This window comes from Streptomyces lanatus (assembly GCF_014655715.1).
GTDB classification, from domain to species: Bacteria; Actinomycetota; Actinomycetes; order Streptomycetales; family Streptomycetaceae; genus Streptomyces; species Streptomyces lanatus.
This window is the reverse complement of the sequence record NZ_BNBM01000014.1, coordinates 1-24,642: the sequence shown is the minus strand read 5'-3', so window position 1 is coordinate 24,642 and position 24,642 is coordinate 1. Positions and strand designations below refer to the sequence as shown.

At 71.8% G+C, this 24,642-nt stretch carries 20 protein-coding genes and 1 rRNA gene; 5 read left to right on the top strand and 16 right to left on the bottom strand.

Annotated elements, in window-relative coordinates; all coding sequences use genetic code 11:
- Positions 1-62: 62 nt before the first annotated feature.
- The 3 genes from IE325_RS30735 to pyrG form a co-directional block, all read right to left on the bottom strand.
- The gene (locus tag IE325_RS30735) at positions 63-2,150 is read right to left on the bottom strand and encodes a tetratricopeptide repeat protein (protein ID WP_190073374.1); all 2,088 of its coding nucleotides are present in this window, start codon (positions 2,148-2,150) and stop codon (positions 63-65) included.
- A 257-nt stretch (positions 2,151-2,407) separates the two neighbouring features.
- Positions 2,408-3,034 carry an NUDIX domain-containing protein gene (locus tag IE325_RS30730; RefSeq protein WP_190073373.1) on the bottom strand — a complete coding sequence of 209 codons (627 nt, stop codon included), beginning with the start codon at positions 3,032-3,034 and terminating at the stop codon, positions 2,408-2,410.
- An 83-nt stretch (positions 3,035-3,117) separates the two neighbouring features.
- Positions 3,118-4,764, bottom strand: coding sequence for a CTP synthase (gene pyrG, locus IE325_RS30725; protein ID WP_190073372.1), 1,647 nt, complete (start codon positions 4,762-4,764; stop codon positions 3,118-3,120).
- Between the two features lie 501 nt (positions 4,765-5,265).
- Here pyrG and IE325_RS30720 point away from each other — a divergent pair.
- Both IE325_RS30720 and IE325_RS30715 read left to right on the top strand, forming a co-directional pair.
- Positions 5,266-7,068: a glycoside hydrolase family 15 protein gene (locus tag IE325_RS30720; RefSeq protein WP_190073591.1), complete on the top strand. Its 1,803-nt coding sequence runs from the start codon at positions 5,266-5,268 to the stop codon at positions 7,066-7,068.
- A gap of 67 nt (positions 7,069-7,135) precedes the next feature.
- Positions 7,136-8,518, top strand: coding sequence for an FAD-binding oxidoreductase (locus IE325_RS30715; protein ID WP_190073371.1), 1,383 nt, complete (start codon positions 7,136-7,138; stop codon positions 8,516-8,518).
- Here IE325_RS30715 and IE325_RS30710 read toward each other — a convergent pair.
- Complete coding sequence (locus IE325_RS30710) at positions 8,505-9,458, bottom strand: LLM class F420-dependent oxidoreductase (protein WP_190073370.1); 954 nt, start codon at positions 9,456-9,458, stop codon at positions 8,505-8,507. The two genes, IE325_RS30715 and IE325_RS30710, sit on opposite strands and share 14 nt — an antisense overlap.
- A gap of 84 nt (positions 9,459-9,542) precedes the next feature.
- Here IE325_RS30710 and IE325_RS30705 point away from each other — a divergent pair, with 84 nt between their 5' ends.
- On the top strand, positions 9,543-11,186 hold the full coding sequence (locus IE325_RS30705; protein ID WP_190073369.1) for a PucR family transcriptional regulator: 1,644 nt from the start codon (positions 9,543-9,545) through the stop codon (positions 11,184-11,186).
- On the opposite strand, the gene IE325_RS30700 is transcribed toward IE325_RS30705, so the two are convergent.
- From IE325_RS30700 to IE325_RS30680, 5 genes are all read right to left on the bottom strand, one after another.
- Entirely contained in the window at positions 11,183-12,319 is a 1,137-nt protein-coding gene (locus tag IE325_RS30700; protein ID WP_190073368.1) for a glycosyltransferase family 4 protein, read from the bottom strand. The genes IE325_RS30705 and IE325_RS30700 overlap by 4 nt on opposite strands.
- A 313-nt stretch (positions 12,320-12,632) precedes the next feature.
- Positions 12,633-14,351, bottom strand: coding sequence for a DNA repair protein RecN (recN, locus tag IE325_RS30695; RefSeq protein ID WP_190073590.1), 1,719 nt, complete (start codon positions 14,349-14,351; stop codon positions 12,633-12,635).
- 234 nt (positions 14,352-14,585) lie between these two features.
- Positions 14,586-15,491, bottom strand: a complete 906-nt coding sequence (locus IE325_RS30690; protein WP_190073367.1) for an NAD kinase — start codon at positions 15,489-15,491, stop codon at positions 14,586-14,588.
- Positions 15,488-16,303 (bottom strand): TlyA family RNA methyltransferase, encoded by an 816-nt coding sequence (locus IE325_RS30685; RefSeq protein ID WP_190073366.1) that lies wholly within the window; start codon positions 16,301-16,303, stop codon positions 15,488-15,490. The genes IE325_RS30690 and IE325_RS30685 overlap by 4 nt, the downstream gene beginning before the upstream one ends.
- Positions 16,304-16,310: 7 nt before the next feature.
- Positions 16,311-16,625 carry a hypothetical protein gene (locus IE325_RS30680; protein ID WP_190073365.1) on the bottom strand — a complete coding sequence of 105 codons (315 nt, stop codon included), beginning with the start codon at positions 16,623-16,625 and terminating at the stop codon, positions 16,311-16,313.
- A gap of 42 nt (positions 16,626-16,667) precedes the next feature.
- Between IE325_RS30680 and IE325_RS30675 the strand changes: the two genes are divergently transcribed.
- On the top strand, positions 16,668-17,015 hold the full coding sequence (locus IE325_RS30675; protein ID WP_190073364.1) for an SCP2 sterol-binding domain-containing protein: 348 nt from the start codon (positions 16,668-16,670) through the stop codon (positions 17,013-17,015).
- On the opposite strand, the gene IE325_RS30670 is transcribed toward IE325_RS30675, so the two are convergent.
- The 4 genes from IE325_RS30670 to IE325_RS30655 all read right to left on the bottom strand — a co-directional run bounded on the left by IE325_RS30670 (position 16,999) and on the right by IE325_RS30655 (position 21,128).
- The gene (locus IE325_RS30670) at positions 16,999-17,877 is read right to left on the bottom strand and encodes an ABC transporter ATP-binding protein (RefSeq protein WP_190073363.1); all 879 of its coding nucleotides are present in this window, start codon (positions 17,875-17,877) and stop codon (positions 16,999-17,001) included. The two genes, IE325_RS30675 and IE325_RS30670, sit on opposite strands and share 17 nt — an antisense overlap.
- Positions 17,874-18,932 carry a FecCD family ABC transporter permease gene (locus IE325_RS30665; protein WP_229912139.1) on the bottom strand — a complete coding sequence of 353 codons (1,059 nt, stop codon included), beginning with the start codon at positions 18,930-18,932 and terminating at the stop codon, positions 17,874-17,876. Before IE325_RS30665 ends, IE325_RS30670 begins: the two co-directional genes overlap by 4 nt.
- Positions 18,933-18,976: 44 nt before the next feature.
- A complete protein-coding gene (locus IE325_RS30660) occupies positions 18,977-20,020 on the bottom strand; it encodes a FecCD family ABC transporter permease (protein WP_190073362.1) in 1,044 nt (347 codons plus the stop codon).
- A gap of 79 nt (positions 20,021-20,099) precedes the next feature.
- Entirely contained in the window at positions 20,100-21,128 is a 1,029-nt protein-coding gene (locus IE325_RS30655; protein WP_190073361.1) for an HAD hydrolase-like protein, read from the bottom strand.
- Positions 21,129-21,200: 72 nt separating this feature from the next.
- Between IE325_RS30655 and IE325_RS30650 the strand changes: the two genes are divergently transcribed.
- Positions 21,201-22,493, top strand: coding sequence for a DUF1015 domain-containing protein (locus IE325_RS30650; protein WP_190073360.1), 1,293 nt, complete (start codon positions 21,201-21,203; stop codon positions 22,491-22,493).
- 56 nt (positions 22,494-22,549) lie between these two features.
- Here the strand turns inward: IE325_RS30650 and IE325_RS45875 are convergent, their stop codons facing one another.
- From IE325_RS45875 to rrf, 3 genes are all read right to left on the bottom strand, one after another.
- Positions 22,550-23,278, bottom strand: coding sequence for a tetratricopeptide repeat protein (locus tag IE325_RS45875; protein ID WP_194717245.1), 729 nt, complete (start codon positions 23,276-23,278; stop codon positions 22,550-22,552).
- Positions 23,170-24,252: a hypothetical protein gene (locus IE325_RS45870; RefSeq protein WP_229912138.1), complete on the bottom strand. Its 1,083-nt coding sequence runs from the start codon at positions 24,250-24,252 to the stop codon at positions 23,170-23,172. The genes IE325_RS45875 and IE325_RS45870 overlap by 109 nt, the downstream gene beginning before the upstream one ends.
- A 151-nt stretch (positions 24,253-24,403) precedes the next feature.
- Positions 24,404-24,520, bottom strand: a 5S ribosomal RNA gene (rrf, locus tag IE325_RS30640).
- Positions 24,521-24,642: the final 122 nt, after the last annotated feature.

Sequence of the window (24,642 nt, the reverse complement as noted above, 5' to 3'; positions counted from 1 at the left end):
AGGAGAAGGTGCGGCAGAGCCAGTCTAATGAAGGTGTTCTCGCTGTCTAGCCTTTCATTGCATCAATCTTCTGGAGATGCGCTACGGATTTCGCAGGCACCAGGGTCTCCCTCCGGCTCGAAACCCTCTTGCTCGGGCCCAGACCCGGCCACATCTGGGCTCTCGGCCTCCTCCCCCAGCATCCGCTCGGCCGCGCCCCGGTGCAGCTGCGCCGCCGCGGGATCACCGAGACGGTCCAGGGTGTCGGCGAGCCGCATGTACAGGGCTCCCTGCAGCCGCGGGTCCTCGGCGCGCCGCGCGCAGTCCACCGCCTCCTGGCAGGTGCGCAGCGACTCCTCGGGCCGCCCGGCGTACTCCTGGACCCGGGCGAGCTCGCTCAACGCCCGCGCATGGCCCGCGACATCGCCGTTCTTGCGGTGCCCGGAGACCGCGGCCCGCCAGTTGCGCAGCGCCTCGCCGTACCGGCCCGCATAGGTGTGGGCCTCGGCGATACGGCCGTACAGCCGGGCGGCGTCGGCCCGCTCGGCCCGGGCCAGCCGCTGGGCGAGGGCGCGGCCGAACCAGTCGGCGGCCCGGTCGTAGTCCCCGAGCTCCAGATGGGCGCCGCCTACGGATTCCATCGCGCGACCGGCCGCGTACGGGTCATTTCCTTCCCGTCCGGCATCCAGCGCAGCCCGAAATCGCACCAATGCCGCCCGGGTGCGCCCCGTCCGGGCGTCGATGTCGCCGAGGTTCAGCAGGGCCGCTGCCTTCTCGCGGGGCAGTTTCCGGCGCTCGGCGACATCGAGGACGAGGCGGTGGATGTCGTACAGGTCGGGGGCGGCGGCCTGGGTGCCGAAGTGCGCGACCATCGCCCTGACCAGCTGGGACATAAGGCGTCTCGCGAGGGTGTCCAGCTCGCCGTCGGCGACCGCCGTGCGGGCCGAGGCCAGCAGGGCGGGCCCCCGGATGCTCAGCCAGTCGGCGGCCGCGCGGGGGTTGGGGAAGCGCAGGGCGCGGGGCATCCCGAGGAGTTTCTGCCGGGTCTCGGGGCTGTCGGTCTCCGTGATCGCCCGGCACGACTGCAGCAGCCGTACGGTGCGCTCCAGCATCCGGGCGCGGGCGAGCTGCAGCTCTCCGGGGCGGTCCTGGGTCTCGGTGAGGGCCTTCAGGAGCGGGTGCAGACAGGCCGGGACCTCGTACTGGGGCAGCGGCGAGTCGACGGCGTGCAGCATGCCGAGGCCGACGAAGTCGTCCAGCGTGGTGTGGGCGCTGTCCACCGAGGAGCCGGCCAGCGCGGAGGCGGTGTGCGGGTCGACGAGGCCGCCGGGAGCGAGGGAGAGCAGCCGCAGTATCCGGGCGGCGGGCGTCGGCAGGCCGGTGTAGGCGAGGCGGAAGACCCGGCTGAGCGGGCTGCCCTCCTCGCCCTCGGCGCGCAGCTGTTTGGCGAGGTCGGCCACGGCGGCCTTGGGCCGGGCGGCGAGCCATCCGCCCGCCAGCATCAGCGCGGCCGGCTGCCCCTGGCACACCTCGACGAGGCCCTCGGCGGCCCGCGGGTCGACCGTGATACGGACCGACCCGGCGTGCCGCGACAGCAGCTCCACGGCCGACTTGGTGTCGAGGCCGCCCAGCGTGCAGGGTCGGACGTCGGAGATGCCGGTGAGCGGTCCGCCGGAGACGGCGACGGCCAGGCACTCGGGGGTGTCCGGCAGCAGCGCGTCGACCTGCCCGGCCTCGGCCGCGTCGTCGAGCAGCAGCAGGACCCGGCGGTCGGCGAGCGCCTCGCGCAGGGCCGCCGTGAGGTCGTCCTCGGCGGCGCCGGGCGGGGTCGGCCGGTCCAGGGCGCCGAGCAGTTCGCGAGCGGTGCGCTCGACGGGGACGGGGGTGCCGTCGGGGTCGGTCAGCCGGGCGCGCAGGACACCGTCGGGGTAGTCGTCCCCGACCTGGCGTGCCAGTTCCTCGGCGAGCGAGGTGCGGCCCGAGCCGGGGCGGCCGGCGATGAGCAGCACACGCGCGCGTGGCGCCTTGCGGCCGGAGAGGGTGTCCAGACCCGCGCGCTCGATGTCGGCGCGCAGCTCCTTCAACTCGCGGGTACGGCCCAGGAATTGGTTCCCGTCGGAGGTCCGTGCCGACACCTGCACGCCGCCTGTGTCCACCACCTGATCCGTCACGGGCCACACTCCCGTCCCACGCACGCGCAAGCCCGCCGGGACTCCGGTTCGGGCGTATATCAGAGCCTAGTTCACGCTCTGCTACGTTCCGGGCGGAGCGAGGCGGGCATGGCGGGACGTCGCCCGATCGGATCAACAGATCGTAGGACTCGGGGTCGAGCGGCGCCGGTGGAAGGGGCGCGGGGCTGTGTCAATATGCGGCTCCGCCGCGGGCGCGACCGGCCACGACGGCGCCGCGCCCGAACAGAGCCCCCGGCCTACACCTCAAACGGCCTCGCAGGCCAAGCCGCCCCCGCCGGACGCAACGCGTCAAGCCCATCACCCGCCCGCGCGGCAACCAAAGACAGCACCCCCACAACAAGGCAGTTGTTATGCAGCTCGCCCGCCAGCACCCCCCGCACCAGCTCGGACACCGGCACCCGCGCGTGCTCCAGGTCCGCCTCCTCGTCCTCCACCTCGAACCGCTCCCCCTCCGCCTCGGACAGATTCCGGGCGAGGAAGATCCGTACGGCCTCGTCGCAGCCGCCCGCGGTGGTGTAGACGTCCGTCAGCACCCGCCAGTCCTCGGCCTTGACGTGCGCCTCCTCGTACAGCTCGCGCTGGGCGGCGTGCAGCGGGTTCTCGCCGGGGACGTCGAGCAGGCCTGCCGGGATCTCCCACAGCTTCTGGCGCACGGGGTGGCGGTACTGCTTGATGAGCAGGACCCGGTCCTGGTCGTCGAGGGCGAGGACGCCGACCGAGCCGGGGTGGACCTGGTAGTCGCGCCGTACGACCGACCCGTCGGGCATGACCACGTCGTCCGTGCGGACGGAGGTCTTGTTGCCCACGAAGGGGGTGTCCGTCGCCCGGATCTCCCACTCCTCCGGGGTGTCCTTGATCGTCATGCCCTGCCCTTCCACGTGCGCAAAGAAAAACCGGGGTGCCAACCTTTGAAGGTTTGCACCCCGGCCACCGTACAACTGTCGTGTTACTTCGAATTCTTGCGCTCGACCGACGCCTTCACCAGGCCGGCGAACAGCGCGTGCGGGCGCGTCGGGCGCGAGCGCAGCTCGGGGTGGGCCTGCGTGGCCACCAGGTAGGGGTGGACCTCGCGCGGGTACTCCACGTACTCGACGAGCTTGCCGTCCGGCGACGTGCCGGAGAACTGGATGCCCGCCTTCTTCTCCAGCTCCGCGCGGTAGGCGTTGTTGACCTCGTAGCGGTGACGGTGCCGCTCCTCGACGTACTCCTTGCCGTCGTACACCTCGCGCACGATGGAGCCCTCGGCCAGCTTGGCCGGGTACATGCCGAGCCGCATGGTGCCGCCCATGTCGCCCTCACCGGCGACGATGTCGAGCTGCTCGGCCATGGTGGAGATGACCGGGTGGGAGGTCGCCGGGTCGAACTCGGTGGAGTTGGCGTCGGAGATGTCGGCGAGGTTGCGGGCCGCCTCGATCACGATGCACTGCAGGCCCAGGCACAGCCCGAGCAGCGGGATCTTGTTCTCGCGGGCGTACTTGATCGCGCCGACCTTGCCGAGCACACCGCGGTCGCCGAAGCCGCCCGGGATGCAGATGCCGTCGACGTCGCCGAGCTGCTGCTTGGCGCCGGCCGGGGTCTTGCAGTCGTCGGAGGTGACCCACTTGATCTTGACGCGGGCCTTGTTGGCGAAGCCGCCCGCGCGCAGCGCCTCGGTGACCGAGAGGTAGGCGTCGGGCAGGTCGATGTACTTGCCGACCAGGGCGAGGGTGATCTCGTGGTCGGGGTTGTGGACGCGGTCGAGCAGGTCGTCCCAGGTCGTCCAGTCCACGTCGCGGAACGGCAGGTCCAGCTTGCGGACGACATAGGCGTCCAGGCCCTCGCCGTGCACGGTCTTCGGGATGTCGTAGATGGACCGGGCGTCGGGACAGGCCACCACGGCGGCCTCGTCGACGTCGCACATCAGGCTGATCTTGCGCTTGATCGCGGTCGGCACCTCGCGGTCGCAGCGCAGCACGATCGCGTCCGGCTGGATACCGATGTTGCGCAGTGCCGCAACCGAGTGCTGGGTCGGCTTCGTCTTCAGCTCTCCCGAGGGGCCGATGTACGGCAGGAGCGAGATGTGGACGACGAAGACGTTGTCACGACCGACCTCGTGACGGACCTGGCGGACGGTCTCCAGGAACGGCAGCGACTCGATGTCGCCGACCGTGCCGCCGACCTCCGTGATCACGACGTCGACCTCGTCGGTCGCCATGCGGCGGATGCGGTGCTTGATCTCGTTGGTGATGTGCGGGATGACCTGCACGGTGTCGCCGAGGTACTCGCCGCGCCGCTCCTTGGCGATCACCGTCGAGTACACCTGGCCGGTGGTGACGTTCGCCGAACCGTCCAGGTCACGGTCGAGGAACCGCTCGTAGTGGCCGATGTCCAGGTCGGTCTCGGCGCCGTCGTTGGTGACGAACACCTCGCCGTGCTGGAAGGGGTTCATCGTGCCAGGGTCGACATTGAGGTACGGGTCGAGCTTCTGCATCACGACGCGCAGACCCCGCGCCTTGAGCAGCATGCCGAGGCTGGAGGCCGTCAGGCCCTTGCCGAGCGAGGAGGCGACACCCCCGGTGACGAAGATGTGCTTGGTCGTCGTGGATTTTGGCATGGCCAAGAGGGGGCTCCCGTGGTCGCGATCTTGAAGTGCGGTTCGGGGGTCTTCACGCCCACCGGTCCACGGGCTACCAGGGTATCAGCGACTAAGACCGATGACTTCCGGCCACGCTCCGCACACGAGCCGGCACGGATCCGCACGCCTCACCGGTTTCCCACCCATCGCTCACCCATTGCTCACCCGTTCGGCGGACCCGGGTTGCCCGGAGCGGCACGCAGATCATCTACGTGCGTCGTATCCTGCTCGGACATTCGCTGCCGAGCCCGGCCGGCAACACGGCACCACCCCTCGCCCGTAACCACCGGAACAACGAGAGCTCGTCAGTTCGTTGAGCAGAGATTGCTGAGCGGAGACCGTCGTTTTGCCTTACGGCCGAGACGACTGCTTTGCTTCAGCGCTCAACGACGCATTACAAAACCCACCCCTTGACCGCACTAAGCGAGAGCCCCCTGTTGCACAAAGGGGGGTGACGTGGCCGTTCGACTGGAGTTGCACGTGGCCGGGCGCATCGAAGACTACGCACTCATCGGAGACATGCAGACCGCCGCACTGGTCTGCCGGGACGGCACAGTGGACTGGCTGTGCCTGCCCCGCTTCGACTCGCATGCCATCTTCGCCGGCCTGCTGGGCACCGAGGAGCACGGTTTCTGGCGGCTCGGCCCCGCGCACGCCTCGGACTCCGAGCCGCCCACCGCGGCCCGGCGCAGCTACCGCGGCGACTCCCTGATCCTGGAGTCCGAGTGGGACACGCCGCGCGGCACGGTCCGAGTGATCGACTTCATGCCGCCGCGTGACGGCGCGCCCCAGCTGATCCGCATCGTGGAGGGCGTCTCGGGCCGCGTGCCGATGCGCTCGACGCTCAGGATGCGTTTCTCCTACGGCCGGGTGGTGCCCTGGGTGCACAAGCACGAGGGCCGTACGGTCGCCGTCGCGGGCCCGGACTCTGTGTGGTTCGACACGGAGGCCGAGACCTACGGCAAGTCGCTGACGACATACTCGGACTTCACGGTCGCCCCGGGTGAGCGGATCGCGTTCACGATCTCCTGGGAGCCCTCGCACAAGCAGCCCCCGGCGCTGCCCGAGCCGGAGCAGTCGCTGGAGGCGACGGAGGACTTCTGGCGCGAGTGGGTCGAGCACTGCACGTACCACGGCCCGTACCGTGAGGCGGTGATCCGCTCCCTGATCACGCTGAAGGCCCTGACCTACGCCCCGACGGGCGGCATCGTCGCGGCCCCGACGACCTCCCTGCCGGAGGACATCGGCGGCGTCCGCAACTGGGACTACCGCTACACCTGGCTTCGCGACGCGGCGATCACCCTCTCCTCCCTCCTGCGCACCGGCTACCGCGAGGAGGCCCGCGCCTGGCGCGAGTGGCTGCTCAGGGCGGTCGCGGGCGACCCGGAGAACCTGCAGATCATGTACGGCATCGCCGGTGAGCGCGAGCTGGGCGAGGCCGAGCTGGACTGGCTGCCCGGCTACGAGAACTCCGCGCCGGTCAGGGTCGGCAACGGCGCCGCGCACCAGCTCCAGCTGGACGTCTACGGCGAGGTCACCGAGGCCCTGCACCTGGCCCATATGACGGGGCTCGCGCGCAACGACTACGCCTCGGTGCTCCAGCTCAAGCTGATCCGCTACCTGGAGGACCACTGGCAGGAGCCGGACGAGGGCATCTGGGAGGTGCGCGGCCCGCGCCGCCACTTCGTGCACTCCAAGGTGATGGCCTGGGTCGCCGTCGACCGCACCATCAAGCTCATCGAGTCCGGGGACGCGGACGGCCCGCTGGAGCGCTGGAAGGAACTGCGCGACGAGATCCACCGGGACGTGTGCGACAAGGGCTACGACAAGGAGCGCAACACCTTCACGCAGTCGTACGGCTCCAAGGAGCTGGACGCCTCCCTGCTGCTGATCCCGCAGATGGGCTTCCTGCCGCCGGACGACAAGCGCGTGATCGGCACCATCGAGGCGATCCAGCGCGAGCTGTCCACCTCGGACGGCTTCATCCTGCGCTACCCCACCGAGGGCGAGAGCAAGGGCGTCGACGGCCTCCCCGGCGACGAGGGCGCCTTCCTGGCCTGCTCGTTCTGGATGGCGGACGACCTGGCGATGATCGGCCGCGTCGACGAGGCCCGCAAGCTGTTCGAGAAGCTGCTGTCGCTGCGCAACGACCTCGGTCTGCTGGCCGAGGAGTGGGATCCGGCCCTGCAGCGCCAGGTCGGCAACTTCCCGCAGGCCTTCAGCCACGTCCCGCTGATCGACACCGCCCTGCGCCTGACGGCGTCGGGGGCCTACGGCGGCTGAACAGGACCGCGAGCCGAAGCCTGCCTACGCTGGAAGCCATCAGCCCCTGTACGGAAGGGGGCGCCCCATGGCCTCCCCATCGAAGGCGGGCGCGGCCCTCGCCGCGCTGCGCGAGGATCTGGTCGGCGACGTGTTCGCCCCGTCGGATCCGGGCTACGACGACGCCCGGGCCGTCTTCAACGCGATGATCGACCGCCGGCCCGCGGTCATCGCCCAGTGCGTGGACGAGGACGACGTCGTACGGGCGGTGCGGTTCGGCAGGGACCTGGACCTCAATATCGCGGTGCGCGGCGGTGGGCACAGTGTGGCGGGCAGTGCCGTCAACGACGGCGGTCTGGTGGTCGACCTGCGGCACATGCGCGCGGTCTCCGTCGATCCCGCGGCCGAGGCGGTGCGGGTCGCGGGCGGGGCCACGATGAGCGATCTGGACCGCGCCTGCCAGCCGCACGCCCTCGCCACGACCGGCGGCCGGGCCTCCACGACCGGCGTCGGCGGCTTCGTCCTCGGCGGCGGCTCCGGCTGGCTGGACCGCTGGTGCGGACTGGCCGTGGACAATCTGCTCGGCGTCGAACTCGTCACCGCGGAGGGCGAGCGGGTGCACGCCAGCGCCGACGAGAACCCGGAGCTGTTCTGGGGCCTGCACGGCGGTGGCGGCAACTTCGGCGTGGCGACCGCGCTGACGCTGAAGCTGCACGAGCTGCCGGAGTTCTCCATCGCGCTGGTGCTGTACCTCCCCGAGTTCGCCCCCGAGGTCACCCGCACCTATCGCGACCTCATCACCACGGCCCCGGACGAGGCGAGCGGCGCGGTGCTGTATCTCACCGGCCCGCCCGAGGAGTTCGTGCCGCCGCACCTGGTCGGCACGCGTCTGTTCGGTGCGCTGCTGACGTACGTCGGGGCCGAGGAGGACATGCGCAAGCTGGCCGAGCCGCTGCTGGCGCTGCCGCACGAGTCCGAGGTCGTCGGGGCGATGCCGTACGCAGACGTCCAGTGCATGCTCGACGATCCGCCGGGGATGCGGAACTACTGGTCGGCGGAGTACCTGACGGGCGCGCCCGACGCCTACGTGGACACGTTCTGCGCCCGCGGCGAGTCCATCCCGTCGCCGACCCCCACCATCCACGTCCTGTTGCCCCTGGGCGGGGCGATCGCCGCCGGCCCGCACGAATACCCCGTGCCCTACCGCGACGCGCCCTGGGCCGTGCACCCCTTCGGGATCTGGGAGGACCCCGCGGACGACGAGCGCTGCATCCAGTGGGTCCGCGACGTCCGCGCCGAGGCCCAGCCATGGAGCACCGGCGCGGTCTACCTCAACTTCATCGGGGACGAGGGCGCCGAACGCGTCGTGGCCGGAGTGGGCACCGGGAACACACGCAGAATGGCCGACCTGAAGCGCCGCTACGACCCCGACAACGTCTTCCGTTTCAACCACAACATCAGGCCGGCCTGAGCGCCGTAAGCGTCCGCTCCCCGCCCGGATCCCCCGCCGTCGCCGGCACCAGGGCGATCTCGTCCAGCCCCGCCTCGGCGTACTCCTCGGCACGCGCGCGTATGGCGTCCTGGTCGCCCACCAGGCCGACCGTGCCGGCCGCGGCGGCGGGCAGGGCCCGCAGGAGGGTGTCGGGGTCGGCTCCGCTGCGGGCCAGTTCGACCGCCTCCCCGAAGCCGGCCGCCTCGAACATGTCGCTGTAGCCGGGGACGGTGAGATACCCGGCGATGCTCCGCAGGACCTGGGCGAGGGAGGCGGGGTCGGGATCGACGGCGACCGGCAGCCAGGCGGCCAGCGTCGGCGTACGGCCCACGCGGTCGGCCGCCGCGTCGAGCTTGCCCCGCAGCATGCGGACCTGGTCCGGCGAGACGATGTCGAGCAGCATCCGGTCGGCGTGCGCGGCGGCCGTGGCGATGGCGCGGTCCCCGAACGCCGCCACGGTGAGGGGCCCGCCCGGCGGCGGGAGGCGGCGCCTGAAGGTGCTGCCGGGGGCTACCGGTTCGCCCGGCTCGCCGTGCAGGAAGCCGCGTACGGCCGCCGCGGAGGCCTCCATCGCCGCCGCGGGCCGCACCCGCGGCACCCCGTGCACCCCCTCGACGACACGCACGCTGGACGTCCCGAGCGCCACCCCCACCGGCCTGCCCACGAGCGCCGCGACCGACGCGGCACCCCGCGCGATCCCGAACGCGTCGCGCACCGACACCGCCACCGGACCGGCCGTCAGCGCGACCCGCTCGGTGGCCCGCCCGATCGCGGTGGCGAGCACGAAGGAGTCCCAGGTCGGCCCCTCCCCCGCCCACACCTCGCGATACCCGAGCCGATCGGCGACCGCCGCCACCCGCAGCGGCTCATCGATCGCACTGTCGTCCTCCCGCGCCACGGCAACCACGCTGTAGTCCATGCCGACGCGGCTACCCCGCCCGGCCCCGCCTACCCACACCTTCGGAGCTGTCGGGACGCCATCCGCACAGGTAGCGTCCGCCTCATGGAGAGCGGGACGAACAGCGGATTCGACACCCAGGGCGCCGGGATCACCGTCCGGCGGGCGCTGGAGCTGCCCGGTCTGCGCAGTGGGCTGCCGGAGATCCTCGCGGGCGCCGACCGGCTGGGACGGACCGTGCGCTGGGTGCACGCGGGCGAGGTGCCCAACATCGCCTCCCTGCTGAAGGGCGGGGAACTGCTGCTGACCACGGGCTACGGCCTCGGCACCCGCCCCGCCGACCAGCGGGCGTTCGTGCGCACCCTGGCCGAGCGCGGCATCGCGGCCCTCGTCATCGAGCTCGGCGCCCGCTTCACCCGGCTGCCCGCCGCCCTGGTCGACACGGCGCGCACGGCGGGCCTCCCGCTGGTGCAGCTGCATCGCCAGGTCCCCTTCGTGACGGTCACCGAGGAGATCCACACCGAGATCGTCAACGGGCACTACGCGCTGCTGCAACGCGCCGAGGAGGTGCACCGCCGCTGCACCGAGGCCCTGCTCGGCGGCGGCGGAGTGCCCCAAGTGCTCGGCATCCTGGCGGACTTCAGCGGCAACCCGGTGTTCCTGGAGACGACGGACGGACGGCTGCTGTACGCCGCGGGGGCCGGCCCCGAGGGCGCCGACCCCTTGCAGGTGTGGGAGGGGCTGCGCGGCCAGCACAAGGACACGCCGCCGCCCGCGGGAGCGGTCCTGGTGGATGTGCCGGGCGGCGGCCAGGGAGCCGGCTCGGTCCGGGCGCGTCTCGCGCTGCTGCCCGTGCTGGGCCCGCTCGCGCCCGTGCACCGGATCGCCGCCGAGCGGGCCGCGGGCATCCTCGCCGTGGTGCTGATGCAGGCGCGCCAGGAGGAGGAGCTGGCGGCGCGCGGGCGCGGCGACTTCCTGACCGACCTCGCGGAGGGCCGTATCGCCGCCGAGGACGCCCCGGCACAGGCGCGCGTACTGGGCTTCAAGCCGGGTGACAGCCCGCTGCTGCCGGTCGTGATGCGGCTCGGGGACGGGCTGTCGCCGGGCGGCGGCTGGGCGGTGCTGGCGCGCGCGGTCGGGGAGGAGCTGGCGTCGGTGGGGGTGCCGGTCCTGCTGGGTGTACGGCCGGTCGAAGGGCGGGTCCCCCTTCTCGTGGGCCTGCGTGCGGAGGCGGAGCGGTCGGCGGTCGCGGACCGGGTCGCGGCGGCGCTGCGGGCGGGCGTGGAGCGGGCCGGGATCCAGCGGCCGGGGGCCCGGCCGCCGGTCGTGGTCGTCGGCGTCGCGGGCGGCTGGGCGGCGGCCTCGGCAGGGCTGCGGCACGCGGCGGAGACGGCCACCGCCGCGCAGGGGCTGTCCGACCGCCCCTGGTACGACGCCCGCCGCCTCGACATCGACCTGCTGCTGTGGCGGCTGCGCGACCACCCCGACCTCGCGGCCTTCGTGGACCGCGCGATCGGCCCCCTGCGCGACCACGACGACCGCTCCAAGCCGTCCCTGCTGCCCACCCTGGAGACGTACTTGGCGCACGCGGGCCGCAAGGCGGAGACGGCCCGCGAACTGCACCTGAACCGGCAGACGCTCTACAACCGCCTCGCCCGCATCGGCGAGTTGCTCGGCACCGACCTCGACGACCCGCAGACGGTACTGGCGTTGAGCCTCGCGCTGCGGGCCCGAAGACACGTCGCCTAGATCATGGGCCGGGGCTGCGTCAACTCGTCGTAGACACTCAGCACTTGGGCCACCGTCTCATCCTCGCTCGGCCAGGTCGCCGCCTGCCGCACCCCCCGCTCCCTCAGGACCTCCTGCCGCCCGGAATCGCCGAGGAGCCTTACGACGGCCTCGGCGAGGGCGTCCGGGTCGCCGTACGGGACGAGTTCGGCGGCGTCACCGACGAGTTCGGGCATGCCGCCGACGTCGGTGGCGACGAGCGGCACCCGCGCGTGGAGGGCTTCCTGGGCGAGGACAGACCGTGACTCCCAACTGCTCGGCAGCAGCGCGATGTCGGCGGCGGCGAGCAGCTCGGCGACGTCGTCACGGCGCCCGATGAGCCGCACGGGCAGCTCCTCGTCCTCGATACGGCGCTGCAGCTCGGCCCGCAGCGCCCCCTCCCCCGCGATCACGACCAACGGCACGGGATCGAGCCGCCGCCACGCGCGCGAGGCGTCCAGCAGTACGTCGTACCCGCGATGCCGCTCCAGCGAGCCGACGGCGATCAGCAACGGCCGCCCGGTCGCGCCGAGTTCGGCCCGCACCTTGGGGCGCAGTTTGTCCGGGTCGTCCCGCTGCACCGCGGGGCGCCGCCCGGGCAGTGCGACGGCGGCGAGCCGCGCGTCCCGCGCACCGGTGCGGCGGGCCCGGTCGACCAGCGCCGACGTGGTGCCGAGAACGACCGCGGCGGCCTTGACGACCCGCCGCTCCAACAGCCGTACGAGATGGGCGCGGGCGCCCTCCGCATGCGCCCGGTCGTGCCACGTCACGACGAGCGGAGTACGCCGTCCGCTCAGCGCCAGCACCGCGCGGAAGGAGGCGTGCAGTCCGTGCGCGTGGACCAGGTCGGCATCCGCGCACACCGCCCGCAGCGCGGCCACGGAGGCGGGATCGCTGCTGCGCGGCACATGCACATGCTCGGCGCCGGCCCCGGTGAAGTCGTAGCGCCGATCGGCCTCGACAGGGGCGCACACCGTGACCCGCACGCCCCGCGCGACCAGCCCCGAGGCCAGCGATCGCACATGCGCGCTGCTGCCGGCGTTGCCGCCGCCCAGCACCTGCACGGTGCGCAGCGACGACTGGCCGTGCGGTGAGTGGCTGCTCACGGGGGTCACGTGGCCGGGGCTCCTGGTGGTGGGATGGGGCGGTCACGAAGAACGTACAGAAGGATCGGGCGGAGGGGGTGTACCGCGAGGATCCCTACGCGTACGACGTGTTTACGCCAAGGATGCCAGCACGCACGGCCGTTCCGGGACCGCCGGGAGGACGCGGGGCGGGCAACGCGGCGACCGGAGTCACCTGCACGAGTGAGTCGGGGTGACGCTGGTGCACGAACACGCGCGCGTGGCGCACCTTTCAGGATCGGCCGCGCCCCAAGGACTCACTCCCCGCTGCTGATTTCACCGCTCCGCGGGCACCCGGATGTGCCTACACGTCCGCCCGAGCCGTCGCCAGCAACTCCTCCGCATGCGCCCGGGCGGTCTCCGAGTCCTCCTGTCCGGCGAGCATCCGCGACAGCTCCCGAACCCTCTCCTCGCCCTCCAGGACCTTCACGCCGGAGCGGGTGACCGACCCGTCGTTGGTCTTCTCGACGAGCAACTGCCGGTCGGCGAAGGCGGCGACCTGCGGCAGGTGGGTCACCACGACCACCTGCGCCGACTTGGCCAGCCGCGCCAGGCGCCGCCCGATCTCCACGGCCGCCTTGCCACCGACGCCGGCGTCGACCTCGTCGAAGAGGTACGTCGGCACCGGATCGGTCCCGGCGAACACGACCTCGACGGCGAGCATCACGCGCGACAGCTCACCGCCGGACGCGCCCTTGGCGATCGGCCGGGGCGGTGCGCCCGGGTGCGGGGCGAGCAGCAGCTCGACCTCGTCGACGCCCGACGGCCCGTAGGCGACGGGACGGCCGCCGACCTCCACACCGTCCGGGTCCTCCGTCTGCCGCAGGGAGAACGACACGCGCGCGTGCGGCATGGCGAGCGAGGCCAGCTCCGCCGTCACGGCCGCGGCGAACCGCTCGGCCGCCTCCGTACGCGCATCGGTCAGCGCCTGCGCCAGCCCGCCGAGCTCGGTCCGCAGCGCGTCCCGCTCGGCCGTCAGCTCGCCGATCCGGTCGTCGTCGCCGTCCAGCTCGGTCAGCCGCGAGCTGCCCTCCTCGGCCCAGGCCAGCACGGTGGCGATGTTCTCGCCGTACTTGCGCGTGAGCGCGTTCAGCGCGGCCCGCCGCTCCTCGACGGCCGCCAGCCGCAGCGGATCGGCGTCCAGGTCGTCGGCGTACCCCGCCAGCTCCCCGGCGACATCGCCGAGCAGGATCCCGATCTCCCCGATCCGGTCGGCCAACGCGGCCAGCGCCGGGTCGTGCGAGCGCACGGCGTCCAGGGCCCGCTGGGCGCCCGCGACGAGCGTGGCCGCGTCGATGCCCTCGGGGTCCTCCGGGTTGCCGGCGAGAGCGGCGTGAGCGGCCGTGGCGGCGGACGACAGCGCCTCGGCGTGCCCGAGCCGCTCCGCCTCCTCCGCGAGCTCCACGTCCTCCCCGGCGCGCGGTTCGACACCGGCGATCTCATCGAGCCCGAACCGCAGCATGTCGGCTTCCTGGGCCCGCTCACGCGCGCGCGTGACGATCTCCTCCAGCTCGACGGAGACCGCCCGCAGCCGCCGGTACGCCTCGCCGTACTTGGCGAACGGCACGGCGACGGCGTCCCCCGCGTACCGGTCGAGCGCCTGCCGCTGCCGGGACAGCTTCAGCAGCCCCTGCTGGTCGGTCTGCCCGTGCACGGCCACCAGTTCGTCGGCGAGCTCGGCCAGCATCCCCACGGGCACACTGCGCCCGCCGAGATGCGCCCGGGACCGCCCTTCGGCGGAAACGGTACGGCTGATGAGCAACGCACCGTCGTCGAGCTCGGCCCCCGCCTCCTCGACCCGTACGACGACCGGCGCGCCCTCGGGCACGGCGATGCGCCCCTCCACGACGGCCTTCTCGGCCCCGATCCGCACGAGCGCCGGGTCCGCCCGCCCGCCGAGCAGCAGCCCCAGGCTGGTGACCACCATGGTCTTGCCCGCACCCGTCTCGCCCGTCACGGCGGTGAACCCCGGCGACAGCTCGACGACCGCGTCGTCGATGACTCCGAGCGACCGTATCCGCATCTCCTCCAACACGGACACGACCTTACGAGGTCAGGGGCCGGGGATGCGACGGCCCCCGGGTCAGTGATGTGAAGGTGCAGGTGACGAATGTGTATCGCCGGCACATTGTCACCCAGGCGAGTGCAACGCGTTAAGGGGCGCGGGGCTGTATCGATTTGCGGCTCCGCCGCGTGGGCGCGAGCAACCACAGACCACCCGCAGCGCCGTGAATCCCCCACAACCCCCTACGAGCCGCTAATGAGGCGCACCTCGCCACCCAGCCACCGGCAACGCGAACTTCGCCACCAACCGATCAGTGAACGAAGCGTGATGCAGTCGAGCCAACCGCACCGGCACAGCCCCCCGCCGAACCTCCACCCGCGCCCCCGGGGGCAACTCCACAGTCCGCCGCCCGTCACACCACAGCACCCCCGGCGGGATATGCGGCAGAACCTCCACGGCGAGCACGGAATCCGGCGAGGTCACCAACGGCTTCGCGAACAACGCGTGCGCACTGATCGGCACCATCAGCAACGCCTCGACCTCGGGCCACACCACAGGCCCACCGGCGGAGAACGCATAAGCGGTCGACCCGGTCGGCGTCGACAGCACGATGCCGTCACATCCGAACCCCGTGACCGGCCGCCCGTCGATCTCCAGCACGACCTCGAGCAGCTTCTCGGCGCCCGCCTTCTGCACGGCGGCCTCATTGAGTGCCCAGTCGGTGTGCACGATGTCGCCGTTCTGATGCACGACGACATCGACGGTCATCCGCTCCTCGACCTCGTACGCCTTGGTGACGACCCGGTCGACGACCTTGTCGAGATCGTCCCGCTCGGCCTCCGCGAGGAACCCGACACGGCCGAGGTTGACCCCCAGCATCGGCACTCCGGACGCCCGGGCGAACTCGGCGCCGCGCAGCAGCGTCCCGTCGCCGCCGAGCACGATGAGCAACTCACACCCGTCGAGGCACTGCGGAGTCGCCTCCTTGATGAGTTCCACCTCGTCCGGCAGGGGCAGGTCCTCCGCCTCCGCCGCCAGCACCCGCACGCCGATCCCCGACCGCAGCAGTCCCTTGACCACCAGTTCGGCGCTGCGAATGGCCGCCGGCCGCCCCGTGTGGGCGAGGAGAAAAACAGTACGAGCTAGGTTCTGCATCAACGCGGCCCCTCCGCCACTGCTCGGTCAACGTCGGCCGGGTCCAGGGCGGGCGCCCCGGCACGCAGCCACAGAAAGTACTCGACATTCCCGGACGGACCGGGCAACGGACTCGCCGTGACCCCGTTCACCCCGAGCCCGAGATCCCACGCCTTCTCGGCGACACCGCGCACGGCCTCCGCCCGCAGTTGCGGACTCCGTACGACTCCCCCGCTGCCCAGCCGTTCCTTCCCCACCTCGAACTGCGGCTTCACCATCATCACCAGATCGGCGTCCGGCTTCACGCACCGCACCAGGGCGGGCAGCACCAGACCGAGCGGGATGAAGGACAGATCCCCCACGACAAGATCCACTGGTTCCCCATCGATCGCTTCGAGCGTCAACTCGCGTACGTTCGTACGGTCCTTGACGGTGACGCGTTCATCGCTTTGGAGAGTCCAGGCGAGTTGTCCGTATCCGACGTCCACGGCGACGACCTGCGCGGCTCCGGCCCGCAGCAGCACATCGGTGAAGCCTCCGGTGGACGCGCCGGCGTCCAGCGCCCGCCGCCCCCGCACCGCGAGTCCCTGGGGCACGAAGACCTCCAGGGCGCCCGCGAGCTTGTGCCCGCCGCGCGAGACGTACTCGGGGTCGCCGCCGTCGCTCTGGACGAGGATCGCCGCCGCGGTCTCCACCTGGGTGGCGGGCTTGGTCGCGACGGTCTTGCCGACGGTCACCCGTCCGGCGGCGATCAGCTGGCTGGCGTGCTCACGCGAACGCGCGAGCTTGCGGCGGACCAGCTCCGCGTCGAGACGGCGGCGTGCGACTCCTGCCACGTTCGGTTCAGCTCCTCATCCCAGGCATCGACGGGGGCGCCGGAGGTCCCGGGCGGGCGTCGAGCGCGGTGAGCGCGTCGCGCAGCCCCCGGTGTACATCCTCGTACACCTCCAGGTGCCCGTCGGTGGCGAGGTGGTCGGCGTCACCGAGGCGCTCCAGCTGGGCGTCGACCTCGGCGTCGCCGGTGGGGGTGCGGGGGATGTTCAGCGGGGCGGGGGCGGAGGGGTCGTGCTCGGCCTCGTCCTGGACCTCGGCCTCGACCGGGGTCTCCCCCTCGGCGTCCTCCACCGGGATCTCCGTCTCCGGAACCGTGTCGCTCATGCCCAGACGCTACCCCGAACCGCTGGGGTACCGTCGATCGCGATGGCCACGATCGAGGAGTGCCGCGCCGCACTCGAAAAGCTCTCGGACAACATGCAGCACGCCGAAGGGGACGCCCGTACGGCCGCGGCCCTGGACCGCTCGGTGAGCTGCCACATCACCGACCTGGACGTGACCTTCGCCGGCCGGATGACGGGCGGCCGGATCCAGGTCCACGAGACGCTCCAGGGCCCGCCCCGCGAGAAGGCCCAGATCAGACTGAGCATGACCGGCGACGACCTGGTCGCCCTGGTCGCCGGCGAGCTGCACTTCGCCAAGGCCTGGGGTTCGGGCCGGGTGAAGCTGCACGCGGGCGTGCGCGACCTGCTGCTGCTCAGGAAGCTTCTGTAGCCGCGACCTTCGCTTCGGTACGTGCCTTGCGCGCCGCCGGCACCACCAGCGGCGTCCCCGTCTCCGGGTCGTCGATGACCTGGCAGCGCAGTCCGAAGACGTCCTCGACCAGGCCGGCGGTGACGATGTCGTTGGGCGCGCCCTCGGCGATGACGGCGCCGTCGCGCAGCGCGATGAGGTGCGTGGCGTAGCGGGCGGCGTGATTGAGGTCGTGCAGCACGGCGACCAGGGTGCGCCCCTGCTCCTCGTGCAGCTGGGCGCACAGGTCGAGGACGTCGATCTGGTGCTGGATGTCGAGGTACGTCGTCGGCTCGTCGAGCAGCAGCAGCGGCGTCTGCTGGGCGAGGGCCATCGCGATCCACACGCGCTGGCGCTGACCACCCGACAGTTCGTCGACATAGCGATCGGCGAGCTCGGCGACGCCGGTCTGCTCCATCGACTCCTGGACGACCCGCTCGTCCTCGGTCGACCACTGGCGCAGGATGCCCTGGTGCGGGTAGCGGCCGCGGCCCACCAGGTCGGCGACGGTGATCCCGTCCGGCGCGATCGACGATTGCGGCAGCAGACCCAGGGTGCGCGCGACCTTCTTCGCGGGCATCGACTGGATGACCTGCCCGTCCAGCAGGACCCGGCCCTGGCTGGGCTTCAGCATCCGTGACAGCGCCCGCAGCAGCGTGGACTTGCCGCATGCGTTGGGGCCGACGATCACGGTGAAGGAGTTGTCGGGTATCTCCACCGACAGCTGCTCGGCGATGACCCGCTGGTCGTAGGCGAGGGTGACGTTGTCGGCGGACAGGCGGTTCACGGTGCTCCTTCGGTTGTTCAGCCCACTGCTGTAGTTGTCGTTGCCGTCGGCCCTCATATCCGGCCCGCCTTGCGCTCGGTCACCAGCAGCCACAGCAGATATACGCCGCCGAGCACACCGGTGACCACGCCCACGGGCAGCTGGTCGGCGCCGAAGACCCGCTGGGAGATCCAGTCGGCGGCGACGAGGAGGGCGGCGCCCATGCACAGGGAGGGCAGCAGGTTCGGTCCGGGCGAGCGGGTCAGGCGCCGGGCGAGCTGCGGGGCGGTGAGCGCCACGAAGCTGACCGGCCCTGCGGCGGCGGTGGCGGCCGCGGTGAGCAGCACGGCGGCCAGCATCAGCAGCAGCCGTACGCGTTCGACCCGCACCCCGAGGGCGTACGACACGTCGTCGCCCATCTCCATCATCCTGAGCCCGCGCGCGTTGGCGAGGACCAGCGGCACGAGGACGGCGCAGAGCGCGAGCAGCGGCCAGACCTGGGCCCAGTCCCGGCCGCTGAGGGAACCGGTCATCCACACGAGCGCGCGGGCCGCGTCGACCAGGTCGGCCTTGGTCATCAGATAGCCGTTGACCGCGGTCATGATCGCGGACATGCCGATGCCGACCAGGACCAGTCGATAACCGTGCACGCCCCGCTTCCAGGCGAGCAGATAGATGGCGAGACCCGTCGCGAGTCCGCCCACCAGCGCACCTACGGTGACCTCGCCGGCGCTCCCGGAGAACAGCACGATCATCACGAGCGCCCCGGCCGTGGCGCCCTGTCCGAGGCCGAGGATGTCCGGGCTGCCCAGCGGGTTGCGGGACAGCGCCTGGAACAGCGCGCCGCCGAGCCCGAGCGAGGCCCCGACCAGGAGCCCGACCAGCACGCGCGGCAGCCGCAGCTCGTTGACGATGAACTCCTGCCCGGCGTCGCCCCCACCGAACAGCGTTCTCAGGACGTCGCCCGCCCCGATCGGGAAGTCGCCGGTGCCGATCAGCAGCACACTCGCGGCGAGCCCGGCCAGCAGCAACAACAGGACGACGGTCAGCGCCCGCACGTCCAGTCGGACGGAGAGCCCGCCCGGGGTCCGTACGGCACGGTTGGCACGGGCGGACTTCACCGCACCCGGCACCGCGCCCGGCGCCGTGGTCCCCGCTTCGCTCTTCACTGCGGTCCTCACAGCTGGGCCGTCCTCCGCCGTCGTACGAGAAAGATGAAGACCGGGCCGCCGAGGATCGCGGTGACGATGCCGACCTGGAGCTCGGCGGGCCGGGCCACGATCCGGCCGACGACGTCGGCGCCGAGCAGCAGCACCGGCGACAGGACGGCCGCGTACGGCAGGATCCAGCGCAGGTCGGGCCCGGTGAAGGAGCGCACGGCGTGCGGCACCATCAGGCCGACGAACACGATCGGTCCGCACGCGGCGGTCGCGGCGCCGCACAGCACGGTGGCGGCGAGCATCGACAGCACCCGGGTGCGGTTCAGGTTGGCGCCGAGCGCCTTGGCGGTGTCGTCGCCCATCTCCATGGCGTTGAGCGGCCGGGCGAGGGCGAGCGCGAGGACCATGCCGGCCACGAGGAACGGCAGTACCTGCTTGATGGTCGAGTCCGTCGCCGAGGTCAGCGAACCGACCGTCCAGAACCGCATCTTGTTGAGCGCCGAGTCGTCCGTGATCATCACGGCCTGGAGATAGCCGTAGAGCGCGGCGGTGATCGCCGTACCGGCCAGCGCGAGCCGGACCGGTGTGGCGCCCCGGCTGCCGCCGAGGAACCAGACCAGCGCGCCGACCGCGGCGGCGCCGAGGAAGGCGAACCAGACGTAGACGTTCAGGCTGGTCACACCGAAGAACGTGATGGCGGTGACGACCGCCGCGGACGCGCCCGCGTTGATGCCGAGCAGCCCGGGGTCGGCGAGCGGGTTACGGGTGAGCGCCTGGAGCACGGCCCCGGCGAGACCGAGCCCGGCGCCCGCGAGCAGCCCGAGGAGGGTGCGCGAGATCCGGTCGTCGACCACGACGTCGCCGTAGGTCCCGGAACTCTCGAACAGCCCGTGCCAGACCTCCCCCAGGGACAGCTGTTTCGCCCCGATCGCGATGCTCGCCAACACGACGACCACCAGGATCAGGACAGAGACGAGCAGCCCAACGGCACGTATCGCCCGTCGGGTTGGGGGCACGGACTCGGACTCCGCGCGCTGTTCAGGAGGACTGTCGACCAACACGCAGTTAGGTTAGCCTACCCTCCCATTCAGCCACGATCCCGCTGCATGCCCTCCCTCACCCCGGTGCCCTACGACGACCTCACAACCCCAGTCGCGCCAGCGCCTTCCCCGAGTCCAGCCTGCACGAACCGTCCCCGGCCGCCGTCCAGGCCGCCGCGCACAGCGCCCGCAGCCCGTCCAAGGCCGCACCCTCACCGTCGAGTTCCAGCCGCTCCCCGCGCGCGGCAGCCCGCCAGCCACCGCACCGGAAGCCGTCCCCGTCATCGGCGACCTCCGGCTGCCCGGTGAGCATCCCCCGCAGATCGGCGTCGACATACGTCGGCCGGTGCCGCGGCGGCGCGGCCAGCAGCTGGGCGCCATCGGTCACCCCGGTCAGCACGAGCAGCGAGTCGACCTCCCCGTTGAACGCGCCCTCGATGTCCGTGTCCAGCCGGTCCCCGACCACCAGCGGCCGCTCGGCACCGGTCCGCAGGACCGTCTCCCGGTGCATGGGAGGCAACGGCTTGCCCGCCACCTGCGGCTCGGCACCGGTGGCTATCCGGACGACCTCCACCGCCGCGCCGTTGCCCGGCCCGATCCCGCGCGCACCGGGAATCGTCAGGTCGGTATTCGACGCGAACCAGGGCAACCCGCGCGCGATGGCATAACAGGCCTCCGCGAACCGCCCCCACGCCATCTCGGGCCCGCCGTACCCCTGCACCACGGCCACCGGATCGTCGTCCGCCGACTCGACAGGCTCGAGCCCGCGCTCGCGCAGCGCGACCCGCAGCCCCTCCCCGCCGATCACCAGCACCCGGGAGCCCTCCGGCACCTGCTCACTGATCAGCCGGGCCACCGCCTGCGCCGAGGTGATCACATCGTCCGCGACGGTGGGTATCCCCAGCGCCGTCAGATGCGCGGCCACGACATCCGGCGTCCGCAGAGCGTTGTTAGTGACATACGCGAGATGCATCCCGCCCGCCCGGGCCACGGCGAGCGACTCCACCGCATGCCCGATCGCGTTACCCCCCGCGTACACCACACCGTCGAGGTCGAGCAGCGCCGTGTCGTACGCCTCGCTCAGGGCCTGGCCACAGCCCGCGGGCCTCGTCCTGACGCTCTGGCTCATTCCGCATCGCTCCTCGTTCGACGGCTTTCCCCCGATCATCCCCCATGCCACTGACACCCGTACGATGCCTGGATGAACACAGCAGGTCACCCGGAAGCAACGGCGCGCCGAGGCCTCGAACTCACCCCGTTCAGAGGACTTCGTTACGACCCCGACCGGGTCGGCAGCCTGGCCGCCGTGACTTCACCGCCGTACGACGTCGTGGTCCGCCCCGACGGCCTGCTCCACCTCGAGTCGGCCGACCCGCACAACATCGTCCGTCTGATCCTGCCCCAGGCGGCCACCCCCGCCGCCCGCAACGAACAGGCGGCGAAGACCCTGCGCCGCTGGCTGTCCGAGGGCGTACTGACCGCCGACCCCGAGCCCTGCCTCTACGTCTACGAACAGCGGGACGGCGACGGCATGCTCCAGCGCGGCGTCATCGGCGCCCTGCGCGTCTCGGAGCCGTCCGACGGCCTGGTCCTGCCGCACGAGGACGTCATGCCGCACGTGGTCGCCGACAGAGCGGACCTGATGCGCGCCACCTCCGCGAACCTCGAACCCCTGCTCCTGACCTACCGCGGCAACGGCTCGGCGACCGAGACGACCGGCGTCATCGAGCGCACGGTCGAACAGCAGCCGCTTCTCGCCACCACCACGGAGGACGGTTTCAGCCATCGCCTGTGGTCGATCACCGACCCCGCGGACCTGGCCCGTGTCCAGTCCGACCTGACCCGCCACCAGGCCCTGATCGCCGACGGCCACCACCGCTGGGCGACCTACCGACGTCTACGCGCGGAGCACACCTCCCCCAGCCCCTGGGACTACGGCCTGGTCCTCCTGGTCGACACCGCCCGCTACCCCCTCCGCGTCCGCGCCATCCACCGTCTCCTGCACGACCTGCCGGTGCCGGACGCCCTGGCCGCCCTCGACGGCCTCTTCCGCGTCCGCCGCCTCGAAGTCCCGCTCGCCGAGGCCCTGGAAACCCTGGCCGACGCGGCCTGCGCGGGCAACGCCTTCCTCCTCGCGGGCGACGGCGCCTTCCACCTCCTCGACGAGCCGGACCCGGCCCTGCTCGACCGCACGGTCCCCGCCGACCGCCCCGCCGCCTGGCGCACCCTGGACGCGACGGTCCTGCACGCCACGCTCCTCGCCCACATCTGGCACATCCCCGAGGACGACCCGGCCCGTATCGCCTACATCCACGACACCGCCGCCACCGTCGACAAGGCGGAACGCGACGGCGGTACGGCCGTCCTGATGCACCCCGTCCGCGAGGAAGTCGTACGCGACCTCGCCCGCCTGGGCGTCACCATGCCCCGCAAGTCGACGTCGTTCGGCCCGAAACCGGCCTCGGGCCTGGTCCTGCGCACACTGGACCTCTAGAACGCCGAAGGGGCGGGACCCCGGCCCGGGATCCCGCCCCTCACCTCACGCGCGGCTCACTTCTCGCGGCCGTCGTCACCCTCGTTCTCGGCCTCGTCCTCGTCCTCATCGAAGGCGTCGACGAACTCGACACCGTCCAGCTCGGCAAGCCGGTCGGAGGCATCGGTGCTGCCGTCCTTGTCCGCCTCGACGGCCTTCGCGAACCACTCCCGCGCCTCATCCCGCCGCCCGGCGGCAAACAGCGCGTCCGCGTACGCGTACCGCAGCCGCGCGGTCCACGGCTGTACGGAGCTGGAGGCGAGCTCGGGGCTCTGCAGCGTCACGATGGCCGCGTCGAGCTGGTCCATGTCACGCCGGGCGCCGGCCGCGACGAGCCGCATCTCCACCTGCCCGGCCTTGTCGAGCTTCTGCACCTCGGGAGTGCCGGCCATGTCCAGCGCCTTCTCCGGCCGCCCGAGCCCACGCTCGCAGTCGGCCATCAGCGGCCACAACTCCGCGCCACCGGTCATCCGCCGCGCCGCCCGGAACTCCGCGAGCGCCTCCGAGTACTTCTGGTTGGCATACGCCGCGAACCCGGCCGCCTCCCGTACGGCGGCGACCCTCGACGCCAGCCGCAGCGCCACCTTGGAGTAGCCGTAGGCCCCCTCGGGGTCCTCGTCGATGAGCCGCGCGACCATCACCAGGTTCCTGGCGACATCCTCCGCGAGCGTCTTCGGCAGACTCTGCAGCTCCTGCCGTACGTCCTTGTCGATCTCGTCGCCCGTGACGTCCTCGGGGATCGGCAGCCGCTTGATCGGCTCCCGGTCCCGATCCCGGTCCCGGTCCTCACGGAAGCGCCCGCCACCGCCACCGCGCCGGTCGTCACGGCCACGGAAGCCACCGGGGCGGCCACCCCGGTCGTCCCGACGGTCGTCCCGCCGGGGACCGCGTCCACCACGGTCGTCACGACCACGGAACCCACCGCGGTCACCTCGGCTGTCGTCACGACGGAACCCACCACGGTCGCCGTCCCGACGCTCGCTACGGTCATCACGCCGGTCGTCGCGCCGCTCGTCGCGGCGGAAGGCCGGACGGTCACCACGATCCCCGCGGTCATCACGCCGGAAGCCACCACGGTCACGGTCATCCCGACGCGGCCCACGGTCACGATCATCGCGCTGGAACGACGGACGGGGACCACGATCACGATCGTCGCTGCGATAGCCGCGGTCGCGGTCATCACGCTGGTACGACGGGCGAGGAGCACGGTCACGATCGTCACGCCGCCCGTAGCCACCGCGGTCGGACCCACCACGGTTGTCATCACGACGGAACCCACCGCGGTCACCACGGTCATCGCCGCGTCGGTCGTCACGCCGGTCGTCGCGCCGGAAGGCCGGACGGTCACCACGATCCCCGCGGTCATCACGCCGGAAGCCACCACGGTCACGGTCGTCCCGACGCGGTCCACGGTCACGGTCATCGCGCTGGAACGACGGACGGGGACCACGGTCACGATCGTCACGACGGTCATCGCGCCGGCCGTAACCGCCGCCGCCCCGGTTGTCGTCACGCCGGAAACCACCGCCGCCCCGGTCGTCGCGGCGGCCGTAGCCACCGCGGTCGGACCCACCGCGGTCGGACCCACCGCGGTCGGACCCACCGCGGTCGGACCCACGATTGTCATCACGCCGGCCATCACGACGATCGTCGCGGCGGAAGGCCGGACGGTCGCCGCGGTCACCACGGTCACCTCGACCGCCTCGGTCACCGCGGTCACCACTGTCCCGTCGCCGCTGGTCGCGCTCCGGTCGGTCGTCGGGAGAGTTGGTGGACATCGGTGACTCCTGTCTTCGGTACACAAGCATTGTAAAAACAAAAGGACCCCTGGTCCCAGCTGAACGCTGGGACCAGGGGTCCTTCCAAAGATTGTTCGGCGGCGTCCTACTCTCCCACAGGGTCCCCCCTGCAGTACCATCGGCGCTGTAAGGCTTAGCTTCCGGGTTCGGAATGTAACCGGGCGTTTCCCTCACGCTATAACCACCGAAACCCTAATGGTTTCGAGCGAACAAGCACACTCTTCTGTTATGTGTTCTGCTCAAACCGACAACGGTCGTTGTCTCAGAACCAACACAGTGGACGCGAGCCTCTATGGACAAGCCCTCGGCCT

What these genes read in the sequence shown, in the direction of transcription:
- IE325_RS30730 (WP_190073373.1), bottom strand. Translation starts at nt 3,034, where the DNA reads ATGACGATCAAGGACACCCCGGAGGAGTGGGAGATCCGGGCGACGGAC.
- pyrG (WP_190073372.1), bottom strand. Translation starts at nt 4,764, where the DNA reads ATGCCAAAATCCACGACGACCAAGCACATCTTCGTCACCGGGGGTGTC.
- IE325_RS30715 (WP_190073371.1), top strand. Translation starts at nt 7,136, where the DNA reads ATGGCCTCCCCATCGAAGGCGGGCGCGGCCCTCGCCGCGCTGCGCGAG.
- IE325_RS30710 (WP_190073370.1), bottom strand. Translation starts at nt 9,458, where the DNA reads ATGGACTACAGCGTGGTTGCCGTGGCGCGGGAGGACGACAGTGCGATC.
- IE325_RS30705 (WP_190073369.1), top strand. Translation starts at nt 9,543, where the DNA reads ATGGAGAGCGGGACGAACAGCGGATTCGACACCCAGGGCGCCGGGATC.
- recN (WP_190073590.1), bottom strand. Translation starts at nt 14,351, where the DNA reads ATGCGGATACGGTCGCTCGGAGTCATCGACGACGCGGTCGTCGAGCTG.
- IE325_RS30680 (WP_190073365.1), bottom strand. Translation starts at nt 16,625, where the DNA reads ATGAGCGACACGGTTCCGGAGACGGAGATCCCGGTGGAGGACGCCGAG.
- IE325_RS30675 (WP_190073364.1), top strand. Translation starts at nt 16,668, where the DNA reads ATGGCCACGATCGAGGAGTGCCGCGCCGCACTCGAAAAGCTCTCGGAC.
- IE325_RS30670 (WP_190073363.1), bottom strand. Translation starts at nt 17,877, where the DNA reads ATGAGGGCCGACGGCAACGACAACTACAGCAGTGGGCTGAACAACCGA.
- IE325_RS30655 (WP_190073361.1), bottom strand. Translation starts at nt 21,128, where the DNA reads ATGAGCCAGAGCGTCAGGACGAGGCCCGCGGGCTGTGGCCAGGCCCTG.
- IE325_RS30650 (WP_190073360.1), top strand. Translation starts at nt 21,201, where the DNA reads ATGAACACAGCAGGTCACCCGGAAGCAACGGCGCGCCGAGGCCTCGAA.